17 protein-coding genes and 1 tRNA gene are annotated in these 16,696 nt (G+C 70.0%); 13 read left to right on the forward strand and 5 right to left on the reverse strand.

Annotation, left to right across the window (positions count from 1 at the left end):
• The first annotated feature begins 132 nt into the window (after positions 1-132).
• Positions 133-633: a YwqJ-related putative deaminase gene (locus ACIP94_RS17505; RefSeq protein ID WP_402425905.1), complete on the forward strand. Its 501-nt coding sequence runs from the start codon at positions 133-135 to the stop codon at positions 631-633.
• Between the two features lie 97 nt (positions 634-730).
• Positions 731-1,225 (forward strand): SUKH-3 domain-containing protein, encoded by a 495-nt coding sequence (locus tag ACIP94_RS17510; protein ID WP_402425907.1) that lies wholly within the window; start codon positions 731-733, stop codon positions 1,223-1,225.
• 47 nt (positions 1,226-1,272) lie between these two features.
• Here the strand turns inward: ACIP94_RS17510 and ACIP94_RS17515 are convergent, their stop codons facing one another.
• The gene (locus tag ACIP94_RS17515) at positions 1,273-2,592 is read right to left on the reverse strand and encodes a sensor histidine kinase (RefSeq protein ID WP_402425909.1); all 1,320 of its coding nucleotides are present in this window, start codon (positions 2,590-2,592) and stop codon (positions 1,273-1,275) included.
• A gap of 166 nt (positions 2,593-2,758) precedes the next feature.
• On the opposite strand from ACIP94_RS17515, the gene ACIP94_RS17520 reads away from it, so the two are divergent.
• The 7 genes from ACIP94_RS17520 to ACIP94_RS17550 all read left to right on the forward strand — a co-directional run bounded on the left by ACIP94_RS17520 (position 2,759) and on the right by ACIP94_RS17550 (position 8,435).
• Positions 2,759-3,631 (forward strand): hypothetical protein, encoded by an 873-nt coding sequence (locus tag ACIP94_RS17520; protein WP_402425911.1) that lies wholly within the window; start codon positions 2,759-2,761, stop codon positions 3,629-3,631.
• Positions 3,632-3,637: 6 nt separating this feature from the next.
• Positions 3,638-3,708: transfer RNA gene (locus ACIP94_RS17525), tRNA-Gln, on the forward strand.
• A 120-nt stretch (positions 3,709-3,828) separates the two neighbouring features.
• Positions 3,829-5,274 carry a bifunctional UDP-N-acetylglucosamine diphosphorylase/glucosamine-1-phosphate N-acetyltransferase GlmU gene (gene glmU / locus ACIP94_RS17530; protein WP_402425913.1) on the forward strand — a complete coding sequence of 482 codons (1,446 nt, stop codon included), beginning with the start codon at positions 3,829-3,831 and terminating at the stop codon, positions 5,272-5,274.
• A 144-nt stretch (positions 5,275-5,418) separates the two neighbouring features.
• A complete protein-coding gene (locus ACIP94_RS17535; protein WP_402425915.1) occupies positions 5,419-6,393 on the forward strand; it encodes a ribose-phosphate diphosphokinase in 975 nt (324 codons plus the stop codon).
• A 216-nt stretch (positions 6,394-6,609) separates the two neighbouring features.
• Complete coding sequence (locus tag ACIP94_RS17540; protein ID WP_402425917.1) at positions 6,610-7,206, forward strand: 50S ribosomal protein L25/general stress protein Ctc; 597 nt, start codon at positions 6,610-6,612, stop codon at positions 7,204-7,206.
• Positions 7,207-7,275: 69 nt separating this feature from the next.
• Entirely contained in the window at positions 7,276-7,878 is a 603-nt protein-coding gene (pth, locus tag ACIP94_RS17545; RefSeq protein ID WP_402425919.1) for an aminoacyl-tRNA hydrolase, read from the forward strand.
• A 65-nt stretch (positions 7,879-7,943) separates the two neighbouring features.
• Positions 7,944-8,435: a hypothetical protein gene (locus ACIP94_RS17550; RefSeq protein WP_402425921.1), complete on the forward strand. Its 492-nt coding sequence runs from the start codon at positions 7,944-7,946 to the stop codon at positions 8,433-8,435.
• A 97-nt stretch (positions 8,436-8,532) separates the two neighbouring features.
• Here the strand turns inward: ACIP94_RS17550 and ppc are convergent, their stop codons facing one another.
• The gene (gene ppc / locus ACIP94_RS17555) at positions 8,533-11,265 is read right to left on the reverse strand and encodes a phosphoenolpyruvate carboxylase (RefSeq protein ID WP_402425923.1); all 2,733 of its coding nucleotides are present in this window, start codon (positions 11,263-11,265) and stop codon (positions 8,533-8,535) included.
• A gap of 359 nt (positions 11,266-11,624) precedes the next feature.
• Between ppc and ACIP94_RS17560 the strand changes: the two genes are divergently transcribed.
• The 3 genes from ACIP94_RS17560 (at position 11,625) to ACIP94_RS17570 (ending at position 14,020) form a co-directional block, all read left to right on the forward strand.
• Complete coding sequence (locus ACIP94_RS17560; protein WP_402425925.1) at positions 11,625-12,635, forward strand: acyl-CoA desaturase; 1,011 nt, start codon at positions 11,625-11,627, stop codon at positions 12,633-12,635.
• Positions 12,632-13,306 (forward strand): TetR family transcriptional regulator, encoded by a 675-nt coding sequence (locus ACIP94_RS17565; protein ID WP_402425927.1) that lies wholly within the window; start codon positions 12,632-12,634, stop codon positions 13,304-13,306. Before ACIP94_RS17560 ends, ACIP94_RS17565 begins: the two co-directional genes overlap by 4 nt.
• Positions 13,307-13,405: 99 nt before the next feature.
• The gene (locus ACIP94_RS17570) at positions 13,406-14,020 is read left to right on the forward strand and encodes a Uma2 family endonuclease (protein ID WP_402425929.1); all 615 of its coding nucleotides are present in this window, start codon (positions 13,406-13,408) and stop codon (positions 14,018-14,020) included.
• Here the strand turns inward: ACIP94_RS17570 and ACIP94_RS17575 are convergent.
• Both ACIP94_RS17575 and ACIP94_RS17580 read right to left on the reverse strand, forming a co-directional pair.
• The gene (locus ACIP94_RS17575; RefSeq protein ID WP_402425931.1) at positions 14,007-14,378 is read right to left on the reverse strand and encodes a VOC family protein; all 372 of its coding nucleotides are present in this window, start codon (positions 14,376-14,378) and stop codon (positions 14,007-14,009) included. The two genes, ACIP94_RS17570 and ACIP94_RS17575, sit on opposite strands and share 14 nt — an antisense overlap.
• Before the next feature lie 3 nt (positions 14,379-14,381).
• On the reverse strand, positions 14,382-15,191 hold the full coding sequence (locus tag ACIP94_RS17580) for a trans-aconitate 2-methyltransferase (RefSeq protein WP_402425933.1): 810 nt from the start codon (positions 15,189-15,191) through the stop codon (positions 14,382-14,384).
• 164 nt (positions 15,192-15,355) lie between these two features.
• On the opposite strand from ACIP94_RS17580, the gene tamR reads away from it, so the two are divergent.
• Entirely contained in the window at positions 15,356-15,853 is a 498-nt protein-coding gene (gene tamR, locus ACIP94_RS17585) for a MarR family transcriptional regulator TamR (protein ID WP_402425935.1), read from the forward strand.
• Here the strand turns inward: tamR and ACIP94_RS17590 are convergent.
• Positions 15,812-16,579: a LuxR C-terminal-related transcriptional regulator gene (locus ACIP94_RS17590; RefSeq protein ID WP_402425937.1), complete on the reverse strand. Its 768-nt coding sequence runs from the start codon at positions 16,577-16,579 to the stop codon at positions 15,812-15,814. The two genes, tamR and ACIP94_RS17590, sit on opposite strands and share 42 nt — an antisense overlap.
• Positions 16,580-16,696 lie beyond the last annotated feature (117 nt).

Raw genomic sequence — 16,696 nt, forward strand, 5'->3', positions numbered from 1 at the left:
GTGACCAGCCGTCACCCGGCCGTGACCGTACGCCGAAGCCCTGGCGTGTCGTGGTGCCCCAGCTTCCGCACCGGCCACGGCATTTGGCAGTCTGTGTCCCGCCCGGGGGATGCAAGGGAGGGGAAAAAGATCATGAACGCGACACAAACAGACACGTCCGGCGACCCGCGCATCGGCTGGAGTTCCGCCGAGGCGGCCCCCATCCCCACCCTCCGTCACCGCCGCGACGGCATACTCCCCACCGTCGCCGCCGCCCTCTCCGTCCGCGGCGCCACCCTCACCGGCACCGCCGCACGCGGCGACCAGCCCCCCGCGCTGCACCCGCTCGTCCAGGACTTCCTCGACAGCCTCACCAGCGGCCAGCGCGACCGCTTCACCGGACGGTGCGCCGAGGCGATCCTCATCTCCCGCCACATCACCGCCGCCGACGCCGCCCGCAGCAAACGCGCCTCCCGCAAGCCGATGACCAACGGCGAGGCCCGCAAGGCCCTCAAGCAGGCCAAACTCACCGCCCGCCGCATCCGCGAGGACGGCGACCCCCTGCACGGCAGCTTCGCCGCGCCCTGCCGCGCCTGCACCGCGCTCAGCAACCACTTCGGCGTACGCATCGTCGACCCCACGGCGCGGAACTGACACCCCCCAACCCCAGCCTCGAACACCGCACACCGCACACCGCACACCGCACGACGGCGCACGCGCCGGTCCACGGCACTCGACGAACGAAGGGCAGATGCACGCCGACCGCTCCTCAAGCACACGTTTCACCGTCCCCGTGGACGCCGCACTGCGCGCCGCCGGCTGGCAACCGGGCCGCTGGAACATAAAACAGGCGGAACTCTGGGCCGACACCCTGCGCGGCCACACCTCACCGGCGGGCCACCGGCACGCGGTGTTCCCCGCGGCCGTCGAGGCATGGGCGGAATTCGGCGACCTCCACATCACCGCGCGGGGCCCCGGCCGCCAGCTCGCCCCCGCCACCCTCCACCTGGACCCCCTGCACGGCCTCCACCTGGCCCGCACCCTCGGCGACCTCGGCCGCGCCCTCGACACCGAGGTCTGCCCCCTCGGCGAGGAATCCGACAGCCGCGCCCTGCTCGCCATCGACACCGAGGGCCGCATCTACTCCCTCGACCACACGGGCGACTGGTACCTCGGCCCCGACATCGACCACGGCCTCACCACCCTGCTGACGGGCATCGAGCCGGTACGCCTCACCGCAGGCTGACGGTGCCGGCGCACGCCACGCCGACCGACCGGCCCCGCGGCACCCCGCTACGCCGCCCCGGCCGGAATCACCGCCGACACCCGGAACCCGCCCGCATCCGTCGGCCCGGACACAAACACCCCGCCCAGCGCGCTGACCCGCTCCTTCATCCCCACCAGGCCATTGCCCCCGCTGGGCAGCCGCATCTCCCGGGCCGACCCCAGCTCCGGCGGCGGCTCGTTCTCCACCTGCATCGCGATCTCCGCCGTACGGTGCGCGAGCCGCACATGCGTCTTGGCACCCGCCGCATGCTTGTGGACGTTGGTCAACGCCTCCTGAACCACCCGGTACGCCGTCTGCTCGACCATCGGCGCATACGACCGGGCCTCGCCCTCCACCGACAGGTTCACGACCATCCCGGCCGCGGCCGACTGCCCGATCAGCTCCTCCAGCTCGGCCAGACACGGCCCCTCGGCGTAATCCTCGACGGCCCGCGACGCCGCCGCAGCGGCCGCCGCCTCCACGGCCGCCAACGGCACCGCGGACGGAGCGGACCGCCCCACGGACCCCTCCCCCGTCCGCAGCACCCCGAGCATCTCCCGCAACTCGGTCAGCGCCTGCCGCCCCATGTCCCCGACCAGCGCGGCGTTCCTGACCGCCTTCTCGGGATCCTTCCGGGCCACGGCCTGCAGGGCGGCGGCATGCACGACCATCAGGCTCACCCGGTGCGCCACCACGTCGTGCATCTCCCGGGCGATCCGGGTCCGCTCCTCGTTCCGCGCCCACTCGGCCCGCTCCTCCGCCCGCTCCGCGAGCAGCATCAGCTCCCGCTCCAGCGAGTCGGCCCGCTCCCGCAGGCTCTCCATCAGCCGGCGCCGGGCGCCGACGTAGAGCCCGAGCAGCACCGGTGGAGCCGTCATACCGAGCGCCGTGGTGACGGACAGGAAGGGAATGAATCCCCCGGCGATGGACAGATCACCCCGGACCATCCCCTGATGGGCCCGCACATACGTCACGACGAACATCGCGACGAACGACATGCCCGAGAGGGCGGCGGTGGTCCGCCGGGGCAGCTCCGAGGCCGCCAGGGTGTACAGCCCGACCAGGCCCATCAGGAACCCCATCTGGGCGGGCGTGATCGCGACGGACACGAGCACCACCGCGATCGGCCACCGGCGCCGGAGCAGCAGCGTGAGGCCGGCGAACAGCCCGAACAGCATCCCCACGGGGACGAACAGGCCGGCGTCCCTCGAGAACTGGATCCCCTCGACCGCGCACTCCACGGCCGACAGCGCGGCGAGCGAGACATCGAGCACGGCACCGCGCCACCGCGCCCACCACCAGGGGCCCTCCCCGGCCCCGGCGCGGACTTCCCCCGTCGTGGTCATGGCTCCAGCCTACGGGCGCGAAGCGGGGGTTTTCCGGTGAGTTTCCACGGCCGCGTCACACCACACTCCGTAATCGAACAGAAGCGAAACCGTCCGGAATCCCTCGAACTGCTGAATCGCACACCGTTCGACCCCGGAAGCCCGGATTCCACCCGAGGTTATGCCTATGGCACAGACACAGGGCAGGTACGCGGACTTCGAGGGGTTACGGGAACGGGCGGTGGCACTGCGCCGCGCCGGCTACAGCCTTCGGCAGATCCGCGACGAGCTGAAGATCTACAACAACGACATCCTCAACCGACTGGTGAAGGGCGAGCCCCCGCCGGCCTGGACGAAGCGCCCGAACGCCAAGGACGACCTCCGCGCCAGGGCGCGGGAACTACGCCTCCAGGGCTGGACGTACGACCGGATCGAGGCGGAGCTGGGGTGCGCGAAGAGTTCGGTCTCGCTCTGGGTACGGGACCTGCCGAAGCCCGAACGCCGCGATCCGCAGGAGCAGGCGAAACTGGCCGCACGGAAACGCTGGGAACACGAGCTGACGATCCGGGACGAGAAGCGCCGGCAGACCAAAGCCGCCGCCGCGCAGGAGATCGGCGATCTCTCCGACCGTGAACTCTTCGCCATAGGCGTGGCGCTGTACTGGGCCGAGGGCACCAAGGACAAACCGCACGCCCGGCGCGAACGAGTCACCTTCGTCAACAGCGACTCCGGCGTGATCCGCCTCTTCCTGGCCTGGCTCGAGCTGCTCGGGGTGGAACGAGAGGACATCGGATATCGCCTGATGATCCACGAGTCAGCCGATGTGGAGGCAGCCGAGAAGTACTGGGCGGACCTCGTCGGAGCGGACCGCGGCAGCTTCGGCAAGACGACCCTGAAACGACACAACCCGAAGACCGTACGGAAGAACACGGGCGACGCCTACCGGGGATGTCTCGTACTCACCGTGCGGCAAAGTGCCGACCTGTACCGTCGCATCGAGGGCTGGTGGTACGGCATAGTAGGGGCTGCCACCACGCCCGATCGCAAGAATCGGACATAGCGGCAATCCCGGGTCGTCTAAGGGCAAGACGTCAGATTTTGGTTCTGATCATGGGGGTTCGAGTCCTCCCCCGGGAGCAACGGCTTGGTTCGGGTCCTGACCGGTGACAGCACCGTCAGGGCCCGCTCTCATGTCCCCCCAGGAACACCCCGGTATCCTGCGGATGTCCACCCCACCCTGAAGCCGAAGGGCATCCCGTGAGCGCCATCCGCCCGGCCGCCGTCGTCGTTCTCGCAGCGGGTGAGGGCACCCGTATGAAGTCGGCCACACCCAAGGTCCTGCACGACATCTGCGGCCGTTCCCTCGTCGGGCATGTGCTCGCCGCCGCACGCGAGTTGGAGCCCGAGAACCTCGTCGTCGTCGTGGGCCACGCCCGGGAGAAGGTCGGCGCCCATCTCGCCGAGATCGACCCGGCCGTCCGCACCGCGGTCCAGGCCGAGCAGAACGGCACCGGCCACGCGGTCCGGATGGCCCTGGAGGAGCTCGGCGGTTCCGTCGACGGGACCGTGGTCGTCGTGTGCGGAGACACCCCGTTGCTCACCGGCGAAACGCTCCGGCGCCTGGCCGGCACGCACCAGGAGGACGGCAACGCCGTCACGGTACTCACCGCCGAGGTCCCCGACGCCACCGGTTACGGCCGTATCGTCCGGGACGACACCGGTGCCGTCACCGCCATCGTCGAGCACAAGGACGCCTCCGACGCCCAGCGTGCGATCCGTGAGATCAACTCCGGTGTCTTCGCCTTCGACGGGCAGCTCCTCGCCGAGGCCCTGAAGCAGGTGAGGACGGACAACAGCCAGGGCGAGGAGTACCTGACCGACGTCCTCGGCATCCTGCGGTCGGCCGGGCACCGCGTCGGCGCGTCCGTGGCGGGCGACCACCGGGAGATCGCCGGCATCAACAACCGGGTGCAGCTGGCCGAGGCCCGCCGCATCCTCAACGACCGGCTGCTGACCGAGGCGATGCTGGCGGGCGTCACGATCGTGGACCCGGCGACCACGTGGGTCGATGTGACGGTCACCTTCGAGCAGGACGCGGTGGTGCAGCCGGGGACGCAGCTGATCGGGACCACGCACATCGGCGAGGGGGCCGAGGTCGGGCCCAACTCGCGACTGAAGGACACCCGGGTGGGCGCGGGGGCGCGGGTGGACAACACCGTGTCCGACGGCGCGGTCGTGGGGTCGCAGGCGTCCGTGGGTCCGTACGCGTATCTCCGCCCCGGCACGCGTCTGGGGGTGAAGTCGAAGGTCGGTACGTACGTGGAGACCAAGAACGCGTCCATCGGCGAGGGCACGAAGGTGCCGCATCTGTCGTATGTGGGGGACGCGACGATCGGTGAGTACACGAACATCGGTGCGGCGAGTGTCTTCGTGAACTATGACGGTCAGGACAAACACCACACCGCGGTGGGATCCCACTGCCGCACGGGTGCGGACAACATGTTTGTGGCTCCTGTCACGGTCGGGGACGGTGCGTACACCGCCGCGGGTTCCGTGATCACGAAGGATGTGCCCCCCGGTTCGCTGGCCGTGGCCCGCGGTCAGCAGCGGAATATCGAGGGCTGGGTCGCCCGTAAGCGCCCCGGGAGCGCGGCCGCGAAGGCGGCCGAGGCGGCGTCCCGGGAGCCGGATGGCGAAGACTGAGCGGAAACAGGTGCGTCTGACACGGCGTACCGTGATAAGTGCACACCCGCACCCCACCAGCCGAGACAGCCGCTCGCATGCCGCGGACGCGGTTGCGCAAGGCCTCTCGCACCGAGCTGAGAACACCTCTGAGGAGACAGTGCTGTGACCGGGATCAAGACGACCGGCCAGAAGAAGTTGATGTTCTTCTCCGGCCGCGCCCACCCCGAGCTTGCCGAGGAGGTCGCCCACCAGCTGGGTGTCGGGGTCGTCCCGACGAAGGCCTTCGACTTCGCGAACGGTGAGATCTACGTTCGCTATCAGGAGTCGGCGCGCGGTGCCGACTGCTTCCTGATCCAGAGCCACACGGCGCCGATCAACAAGTGGATCATGGAGCAGTTGATCATGATCGACGCGTTGAAGCGGGCGTCGGCCCGTTCCATTACGGTCATCGTGCCCTTCTACGGTTACGCGCGGCAGGACAAGAAGCACCGGGGACGTGAACCGATTTCGGCGCGTATGATCGCGGACCTGATGAAGACGGCCGGCGCGGACCGCATCCTCACGGTGGATCTGCACACGGACCAGATCCAGGGCTTCTTCGACGGCCCGGTGGACCACCTGTTCGCGCTGCCGCTGCTGGCGGACTACGTGGGGCAGAAGGTGGACCGCGACAAGCTGACCGTGGTGTCGCCGGACGCGGGCCGGGTGCGGGTCGCCGACCGTTGGTGCGACCGTCTGGGGGCGCCGCTGGCGATCGTGCACAAGCGGCGCGACAAGGACGTGGCGAACCAGGTGACGGTGCACGAGGTCGTCGGTGATGTGAAGGGCCGTATCTGTGTCCTGGTCGATGACATGATCGACACCGGCGGCACGATCTGCGCCGCCGCGGACGCGCTGTTCGCGCATGGCGCGGAGGATGTGATCGTGACGGCGACGCACGGTGTGCTGTCGGGCCCGGCGGCGGACCGTCTGAAGAACTCGAAGGTGAGCGAGTTCGTGTTCACGAACACGCTGCCGACGCCGGGTGAGCTGGAGCTGGACAAGATCACGGTGCTGTCGATCGCGCCGACGATCGCGAGTGCGGTGCGTGAGGTGTTCGAGGACGGCTCGGTGACGAGCCTGTTCGACGAGCAGTGATCCTGCTCGGCTGGTAGTGATGCCGCCCGGCCGGTGATACGGCCGGGCGATGATCCTTTTGGGTGCGGCCTCCCCCTCCGAGTAGACTGCTCGAGTTGCTCGGCGAGGGAGGCCGTACTCATGCGGTACGGCGGTCCGTTATCGACGCGCTCTTCGTAGCAGGCCGTTCGTGGCCGGGTGACCACGTCCGTTCACTGATTTCTACGAGGAGTGAAGATGTCCGAGGTGAAGCTCGCCGCCCAGACGCGCACCGAGTTCGGCAAGGGTGCCGCCCGTCGTGTCCGCCGTGAGAACAAGGTTCCGGGTGTGCTGTACGGCCACGGTTCGGAGCCGCTGCACCTGACGCTGCCGGGCCACGAGCTGCTGCTGGCGCTGCGTACGCCGAACGTTCTGATCTCGCTGGACATCGACGGCAAGACCAACGAGCTGGCGATTCCGAAGGCCGTGCAGCGTGACCCGCTGAAGGGCTTCCTGGAGCACGTCGACCTGCTGCTGGTCAAGCGCGGCGAGAAGGTCACCGTCGAGATCCCGGTCCACACCGAGGGCGAGCTGGCCCCGGGCGGCAACCTGCTGGAGCACGTCCTGAACGCGCTGCCGGTCGAGGCCGAGGCCACGCACATCCCCGAGGCGCTGACCGTCTCGGTGGAGGGTCTGGAGGCCGGTGCCTCGGTCCACGCCAAGGACATCGCTCTGCCGAGTGGTGTGTCGCTGGCCGTCGACGAGGACGCGGTTGTGCTGCAGGTCCTGGCCGCGCAGGCCGAGGAGGCGCCGGAGGGCGCGGAGGGCGAGGGCGAAGAGGCCGCCGAGGCCTGATCCCCACCGTCATCGTTTCGTCAGCCGCTGTTCCCGGGAGGGGCAGCGGCTGGCGCGTATCAAGGAGACATGGACGTGACGACCGATGCGGGCGGTCCCTGGCTGATCGTGGGCCTCGGCAATCCGGGGCCTGATTACGCGATGAACCGGCACAATGTCGGGTTCATGGTGGCCGATCTGCTGGCCGGGCGGATCGGGGGGAAGTTCAAGCGGGCGGGCAAGGCGCAGGCGCAGGTCGTGGAGGGGCGGATCGGTCCGCCGGGTCCGGCGAACCGCCGGGTGATCCTGGCGAAGCCGATGTCGTACATGAACCTGTCGGGTGGCCCGGTGAACGCCTTGCGGGATTTCTACAAGGTGCCGGTGGGCAATGTCGTGGCCGTGCATGACGAGCTGGACATCGACTACGGGACGCTGCGGCTGAAGCTGGGCGGCGGCGACAACGGGCACAACGGGCTGAAGTCGATCACGAAGGCGATGGGTGCGGACTATCACCGGGTGCGGTTCGGGATCGGGCGTCCTCCGGGGCGTGTGCAGGTCGCGGATTTCGTGCTGAAGGACTTCTCGTCGGCGGAGCGCAAGGAGCTGGACTACTTCGTGGACCGTGCGGCGGACGCGGTGGAGTGTCTGGTGATCGAGGGGCTGGAGCGGGCGCAAAGCACGTACAACTCCTGACTTGTCCGTCCGCCGGACGGAGCCGGAGTTGACCGGCCGTGTGGGCATGGCCAAGGATCGCGGCCATGCCTTCTGCCGTCTCCTCCTCTCAGGGTGCCGTCGCGGTGCTGCGGTTCGGGCGGCTCGCGGCGATGGGCACGGTCGCCGCGCTGATCGTCGTCGCGGGTGTCTGGGGCTCCTGGGGCACCGCGCAGTACGTGATGCTGACCAAGGGCCGCGAGCAGGGCACGATGACGGTGGCCCGGTGTTCGGGCGATGCGTGCAGCGGTCCGTATGTGCCGTCGTCCGCGGGGTCGACGGCCCGGAAGCGTGTCGTGATCGGCGATTCGGTGGCCGTACGGCGGGGTGAGGTCCTCACGGTGGCGGTGAAGCCGGACTCCGACGAGGTGGTGCGGACGGGCCCGGCGGGTGTGCTGTATGCCTGGCTTCCGCTGGCCGGTGCTCTGCTTCTGTCCTCGGTGGTGGTGGCCGGCGGGTTGCGGATGGCGCGTACCGCGTGGGTGATGGCGGGAACGGGGATCGCGTTGCTGACGGCTACGTTCTTCGCCGTGCAGTAGGTCCTTTCGGCGCCGGGACCGCCTGACATGAGGGTGGTGCCCCCGTACGCGTCGTACGGGGGCACCGCCCTGTGTGCTGTGTTGTGTGGGTGCCGGTTCAGCCGGTGTTGCGCAGGCCGGCCGCCACGCCGTTGACCGTCAGCAGCAGGGCGCGCCCGAGCAGCGGGTCGGGTTCGGAGCCGTCGGCGGCGGCGTCGCGCTGGCGCTTGAGCAGGGCGACCTGGAGGTAGGAGATCGGGTCGAGGTAGGCGTCGCGGATGGCGAAGGTCTGCTTGAGGACGGGCTGGGCGTCGAGCAGTTCGCGCTCGCCGGTGATCCGCAGGACCTCGCGGACGGTCAGCTCGTGTTCGGCCTGGATGGTGTCGAAGACGTGCTTGAGCTCGTCCGGGACGAGGGTGTCCACGTAGTGGCGTGCGATCCGCAGGTCGGTCTTCGCGAGGGTCATCTCCACGTTGGAGACGAAGTTGCGGAAGAAGTGCCACTGTTCGTGCATCTCCTGGAGCACGGTGTCGAGGCCCGCCTCGCGCAGGGCCTTGAGGCCGGAGCCGACGCCGTACCAGCCGGGGACGATCTGCCGGGACTGGGTCCAGCCGAAGACCCAGGGGATGGCGCGCAGCCCGTCGAGGCCGGCACCGGAGTCGGGGCGCCGGGAGGGGCGGGAGCCGAGGTGGAGGTCGGCGAGCTGGTCGACCGGGGTGGAGGCGAAGAAGTAGGCGGGCAGGTCGGGGTCCTCGACCAGTCTGCGGTAGGCGGCGTGGGCGGCGTCGGAGACGACGTCCATGGCGGCGTCCCAGCGGGCGAGGGCCTCGTCGGACTGGCGGGGGGCGGTGTGCAGGGCGGAGGCCTGGAGGGTGGCGGCGACCGTGAGTTCCAGGTTCTCGCGGGCGAGGGAGGGGATGAGGTACTTGTCGGAGATGACCTCGCCCTGTTCGGTGACCTTGATCTCGCCCTCGAGAGTGCCCCAGGGCTGGGCGAGGATCGCGTCGTGGGTGGGGCCGCCGCCGCGGCCGACGGTGCCGCCGCGGCCGTGGAAGAGGCGCAGGCGTACGCCGTAGCGGTGGGCGACGTCGCGCAGACGGCGCTGGGCGCGGTGGATCTCCCACTGGGAGGTGGTGATGCCGCCGAACTTGGAGGAGTCGCTGTAGCCGAGCATGACCTCCTGGACGTCGCCGCGCAGGGCCACGAGGCGGCGGTAGGAGGGGTCGGCGAGCATGTCCTCGAGGATGGTGTCGGCGGCCTTGAGCTCGTCGGTGGTCTCCAGGAGGGGGACGATGCCGATCTTCGCCCAGCCGGCGTGCAGGTCGATGAGGCCGGCCTCGCGGGCGAGGACGGCGGCGGCGAACACGTCGTCGGCGCCCTGGCACATGGAGATGATGTAGGACTCGATGACCTCGGGGCCGAAGACGTCCAGGGCCCGCTTGGCGGTCTCGAAGACGCCGAGGGTCTTGGCGCCGGCCGCGTCGAGGGGGGCCGGGGTGGGGGCGAGGGGCCGCCGGGAGCGCAGTTCCTTGGCGAGCAGCTTGTGCCGGTACTCGCGGGGCATGTCGTCGTAGCGCCAGGACTCCTCGCCGAGCCGGTCGAAGAGCTGGCCGAGGGCGTGGTGGTGGGCGTCGGCGTGCTCGCGGACGTCCATGGTGGCGAGCTGGAGGCCGAAGGCGGCCAGGGTGCGGATGGTGCGGGCGAGGTGGCCGTCGGCGAAGAGGTGGCCGCGGTGGGCGCGCAGTGAGGTCTGGATGATCCGCAGGTCGTGCAGGAGTTCGGTGGTGCCGAGGTAGTCGCGTCCGGGCTGGTGGGCGGTGCCCTTGGCGAGGCGCTTCTTGGTGTTGACGAGCTTCTGGCGGACGCAGGTCGCCTTGAGGCGGTAGGGCTCCTCGGCGTTCAGGCGCTTGTAGCGGGGGCTGATGCCGGGCAGCCGGTCCAGGTCCGTCTGGAGGGATGCGAGGAGTTCCTCGGTGGCGCCGGTGTAGCGGATGGACTGGGAGAGCAGGCCGCGCAGTTCGTCGATCATCTCCAGCGCGTCGTTGATGCCGTGCTCGTGCTGGAGGATGAGGACGTCCCAGGTGACCTGGGGGGTCACGTTGGGGTTGCCGTCGCGGTCGCCGCCGATCCAGGTGCCGAAGGTGAGGGGGCGGGTCTCGTCGGGGAGCTTGACGCCGACGCGCTCCAGTTCGGCGGTGAGGTCCTCCAGGACGTCGCCGACGGCGCCGGCGTGGAGTTCGTCCAGGTAGTAGATGGCGTTGCGGGCCTCGTCGGCGGGTTCCGGGCGGACGACCCTGAGTTCGTCGGTCTGCCAGACGAGGTCGATGTTCTCGGCGAGGCGGGTGTCGTGGCGGCGGCGGTCGCTGTCGAGGACCGGGGTCTCCAGGAGCGCGGCGATGCGCCGCAGCTTGTTGAGGACGGAACGCCGTGCCGCCTCGGTGGGGTGCGCGGTGAAGACGGGGCGCACGTTGAGGTTGCGGACGGTGTCGCGCAGGTGGTCGGGGTCGGCGTCCTTGAGCCGGTCGGCGGTGCGGGTGAGGAGTCCGCCCTCGGCGGCGCGCTTGGCGCGCAGTTCGCGGCCTCGGTGGACCTGCTCGGCGACGTTGGCCAGGTGGAAGTAGGTGGAGAAGGCGCGCACCAGCTTGGCGGCGGTCTCCAGTTCGGTGCCGCGCAGCAGTTCGGCGGCGGCCTCTCCGTCCTCGCGGGTCAGCCGGCGGACTCGCTCGACCAGGTCAAGGAGTTCGGGGCCCTCCTGCCGGACGAGGGTCTCGCCGAGCAGATCACCCAGTCGGCGGATGTCGGCGCGCAACTCGCTGCTGGTCGTCGTGGTCTGGTCGTCGGCACTGCTCACAGGTGCGGCTCCTTGCGGTGATCAGGAGGTGCGTCGCGTCAGCGACTCCCTGGAAGGGCGGTGGTGGGCGACGGGTGGGATCGTCTGGGAGGTGACCCGGACGCTGCCGCGCGGCGGGTGCCGCATACGGACGGGGCATCCGGGAAGAAAACAGAGCGGACCGCGCTGTCCGACCGATTCCAAGGATAGGTGTCGCCGCGGACGCGCAGGCTCCGGGGCTCTTGCCGCCGGGCAGCGCACTGCCATACTTACGTCGCCGTAGGTTACGGAACCGTAGGGTCTCTCGTCAGATCCCCGGGGAACCCTGGATCCGTATACCGGGCACCTGCCTCTACCCTCGACCCCACAGGGGACGCCCCATGGCCACAAGCTCCGATGTGATCGAAGACGCCTCGCAGGCGAACGACGACACTGCGCTGCTCTCCGCGACGCTGGGCGGCGAGCAGAAGCGCTCGATCGAGCAGATGACCCTGCTGCTGTTCATCACCGTCCCGTTCCTGGCGCTCCTCGCGGCGGTGCCGCTGGCCTGGGGATGGGGTGTGAGCTGGCTCGATCTGGGCCTTCTGGTCTTCTTCTACTACCTCGGCTGCCACGGCATCACGATCGGTTTCCACCGCCACTTCACCCATGGCTCGTTCAAGGCGAAGCGGCCTCTGAAGATCGCTCTGGCGATCGCGGGGTCGATGGCCGTGGAGGGGCCGCTGGTGCGCTGGGTCGCCGATCACCGCAAGCACCACAAGTTCTCGGACGCGGAGGGCGATCCGCACTCCCCCTGGCGCTACGGGGAGACGGTGCCCGCGCTGATGAAGGGCCTGTGGTGGGCCCATATCGGCTGGATGTTCGACGAGGAGCAGACGCCGCAGGACAAGTACGCGCCGGATCTGATCAAGGACCCGGCCCTGCGGGCGGTCTCCCGCCAGTTCGTGCTGTGGACGGGGGCGTCGCTGGTGCTGCCGCCGCTGATCGGCGGTCTGGTGACGATGTCATGGTGGGGCGCCTTCACCGCCTTCTTCTGGGGGTCACTCGTCCGGGTGGCGTTGCTGCACCATGTGACCTGGTCGATCAACTCGATCTGTCACGCGGTGGGCAAGCGCCCGTTCAAGTCGCGGGACCGCTCGGGGAACGTGTGGTGGCTGGCGGTCCTGTCGTGCGGTGAGTCCTGGCACAACCTGCACCACGCGGACCCGACGTCGGCGCGGCACGGTGTGGAGCGGGGCCAGCTGGACTCCTCGGCGCGGATCATCCGCTGGTTCGAGCAGCTGGGATGGGCGTATGACGTGCGCTGGCCGTCACGCTCGCGTATCGATTCCCGCCGCAGCACCGACGGGGAAGGCTCCCGGCGAGGGAGGGCGAACGCCGGCACGGCATGATTGACGATGTGGCGACCGACTCCAGTACTCCCAGCACCGACAAGCCGAGGCGTACCCGCCGCACCCGGATGACCGGGGCGGAGCGCCGCCAGCAGCTGCTGGAGATCGGTCGCACGCTGTTCGCCGCGAAGGGGTTCGAGGGCACGTCCGTGGAGGAGATCGCGGCGCGGGCCGGGGTCTCCAAGCCGGTGGTGTACGAGCACTTCGGCGGCAAGGAGGGCCTGTACGCGGTGGTGGTGGACCGCGAGATGCGGCGGCTGCTGGACATGGTGACGAGTTCGCTGACGGCCGGGCATCCGCGTGAGCTGTGCGAGCAGGCGGCCTTCGCGCTTCTGGACTACATCGAGGAGTACACGGACGGGTTCCGCATCCTGGTCCGCGACTCGCCGATCCCGCAGTCAACGGGTTCCTTCGCGTCCCTCATCTCGGACATCGCCACGCAGGTGGAGGACATCCTGGGCCGCGAGTTCAAGAGCCGGGGCTTCGACCCGAAGCTCGCCCCGCTGTACGCGCAGGCGCTGGTCGGCATGGTGGCGCTGACGGGCCAGTGGTGGCTGGATGTGCGGCGCCCGAAGAAGGCCGAGGTCGCGGCGCATCTGGTGAACCTGGCGTGGCACGGCCTGGACGGTCTGGAGCCGAAGCCGCGGCTGATCGGTCATCGCAAGAGCTGAGGCGTGGGGTGCGTGATCACCCGATGTGATGACCTTTGTCGGTCCCGGCCGCTACGGTGGGTACACGGTCCGGGAATCCCGTTCATGGGAGGAATCACCATGTCTGCCGAGCCGTTCGCCGCACACGAGTCCGAGCCCGGCATCCACCTGCCCGTGCCGCCGCCCGAAGGCTTCACGGTCGACGACCTGTTCACCCTGTCGGACCTCCCGCCGCACACCGAGTTGATCGACGGGAGCTTGGTCTTCGTGAGTCCGCAGCGGAATTTCCACATGCTGGTGATCGACTTGCTGACCCACGGGCTGCGGCTGACGGTACCCGGCCATCTCAGGGTCAAGCGTGAGATGACGGTCGTACTCGATCGTCGCAACGCTCCTGGGCCGGACATCAGCGTGATCCGTGCGGACGCGGACACCGGACTTGAGCAGAGCCGGTTCGAGGCGGAGGGCCTGGTACTCGCCGTGGAAGTCGTCTCCCCGGACTCCGAAGCGCGCGACCACGGCGTAAAGCCCCTGAAGTACGCGGCCGCCGGAATCCCCCACTTCTGGCTGGTCGAGATGGCCGAAGGCAATCAGCACCCGGTGGTCCGCACCTACGAGCTGGACCCGGTCACCAAGACCTACACGCCCACCGGCATCCACCACGACAAGCTCGAACTCTCCGAGCCGTTCGCCGTCGACATCGACATCACGCCGGACGCCCTCAGGCGTCTGTAGCCACCGGCTGAAGGAACTCCAGCCGGTTCCCCACCGGATCCTCCGAGTAGAAGCGCCGGTGGCCCGGCAGGTTGTCGTCCCAGGTCACCGCCGCTCCCCGCGCGGCGAGCCGGGCGGCGTAGGCCTCGATCCCCGTGACCCGCAGGCCCGGGTGTGCCTTCCGTGCGGGCCGGAAGTCCTCCTCGATGCCCAGGTGCAGTCGGACGGCCCCCGCCTGGAACCAGCAGCCACCGCGCGCGGCGAGCACCGGCGGCTTGGGGATCTCCGTCATGCCGAGGACGCCGGCGTAGTAGCCGCGCAGCAGGTCCTCCGAGCCGGGCGGGGCCGCCAGCTGGACATGGTCGACGGCGGTCAGCATCGCTCAGGCCCCTTTCGTGGCGACGGCGAAGATGCGGCGGAACGGGAACACCGTGCCGTGGGCGGTGGGCGGGTACGCCTCGCGCAGGGCCGTGCGGTAGTCGGCGAGAAACTCCTCCGCGTCGTCGCCCAGCTCGGTGAGGATCGGCCGCAGTCCGGTGCCCTTCACCCAGTCCAGGACCGGGTCCTCGCCCTGGAGCAGATGCAGGTACGTCGTCTCCCAGACGTCCGCCTCGCAGCCGAGGCCGGTGAGGTGCTCCAGGTAGGCGTGGGGCGTGAGCACGGCGTCGTCGTGGCGCAGGATGCCGGCGAGGCGGTCCTTCCAGCGGGCGGAGTGGGCGAGTTCCCGCATCAGCAGGTGGCTGGGGGAGCCGAAGTTTCCGGGTACCTGGAAGGCGAAGGTGCCGCCCGGCTTCAGCGCGGCCACCCAGTCGGGGAAGCGTGCGGTGTGTCCGGGCACCCATTGCAGTGTGGCGTTGCTGATGATCAGGTCGTACGTCTCCGAGGGCGTCCAGGTGCGGGCGTCGGCGTGGGCGAAGTCGAGGCGGCCGCCGCCCGCGGTGGGGCCTTCGTGGTGGGTGTGGGCCCGGTCGAGCATCTCGGGCGAGTTGTCGTAGCCGGTGATGTGCGCGGTGGGCCAGCGGTCGGCGAGCAGGACCGTGACATTGCCGGGGCCGCAGCCGAGGTCGGCGATGCGGGGCGGGTTCCCGCCCGGCAGGTGGGGGACGCGGGCGAGCAGGTCGACGAAGGGGCGGGCGCGGTGGCCGGCGTGGCGCAGGTACTGAGCGGGGTCCCAGGTGGGCGCGGCGGGCATGGCGGCCTCCTCGTGATGAACGGCTCGACGTCCTCGTACGGAGACGTCGCCCCCGTTTGACGACGCCTCCGTACTCAGGGCCATCCTTGTATCCCCACTATCTCGACGTCAAGAGACTCCATGTCAAGAGACTTCATGTCGACACAACCACTACACTGATCGCCATGGAGGACGAGGTCGATCGGCTGGTCGCGGCATGGCGCCGGGAGCGCCCGGACCTCGACGTGGAACCGCTCGAGGTCCTCAGCCGGGTGAGCAGGCTGGCCCGGCACCTCGACCGTGCGCGCCGGCTGGCGTTCTCCGAGCACAGTCTGGAGCCCTGGGAGTTCGACGTCCTCACCGCGCTCCGCCGGGCCGGCAGCCCCTATCAGCTCTCCCCCGGCCAGCTGCTGACCCAGACCCTGGTCACCTCGGGCACGATGACCAACCGCATCGACCGCCTGGCGAAGAAGGGCCTGGTCGAGCGGCTGCCCGATCCCAACGACCGCCGGGGCGTGCTGGTGCGCCTCACCGGCGAGGGCCGGGACCGGGCGGACCAGGCGCTCGCCGGGCTGCTCGCCCAGGAGCGCGCGATCCTGTCGGAACTCAGCTCGGCCCAGCGCGGTGAACTGGCCGCGCTGCTACGCCAGTTGACCGCCCCGTTCGACAACATCCCCGGCTAGGTCGACCGGCCCGACCCCGGCGCGGCGGGCGAGGGCGACGGCGGCGAGGGTGGAGTGCACCCCCAGCTTCCCCAGCACGTTCTGCATATGGGTGCGGACGGTGTGCGGGGAGAGGAACAGCCGCTCGGCGACGGCCTTGCGGCCCAGCCCGGCGACCATGCAGCGCAGCACCTCCCGCTCCCGCGGCGTCAGGGACTCCACCAGCCGCTCGCTCTCGGTGCGGTGCTTGCGGGCCGCCGTCAGCTCGCGCAGAACGCCGGTGAGCAGGGCGGGCGGAAGGTGTGTCTCGTCGCGCAGCACGCCCCGGATGACGGCGAGCAGCCGGGACAGCGAGCAGTCCTTGGCGACCCAGCCGGAGGCGCCCGCCTGGAGGGCCACGGCGGCCCGGCGCGGGTCGTCCTTCTCGGCGAGGACGACGATCCGCACACCCGGCTGCGCGGAACGGACGCCCGTCACCAGGGAGATGCCGTCGACGAGCCCGTCCTCGTTGGCTTCCTGGACGGGGACCGCCGGGCGAGAGCCCGGCAGGTTGCCGCCGAGATCCGCGTCCACCAGCATCACGTCGAATCTGCGGCCCTCCGAGGCCGCCCGGTCCAGGCAGCGCAGCGCGGCCGGACCACTGCCGGCGGCGGACACCTCGACATCGGGCTCGGCGGCCAGCGCGGCCGCCAGCGACTCGGCGAAGATGCGGTGGTCGTCGACGACCAGGACTCGGATGCGCACCACTGAAACCCCCACTGCTCGGGGGACGTCCGGCGCGAGTACGGCGCCCGGAATGTACCCCGGTTGTCCGCCTGGGACGGGGCGCCGCAGCCGCACGGCCGCCGCCGTGCTGGAACTGTT

The organism is Streptomyces sp. NPDC093261 (assembly GCF_044753645.1).
GTDB lineage: Bacteria > Actinomycetota > Actinomycetes > Streptomycetales > Streptomycetaceae > Streptomyces.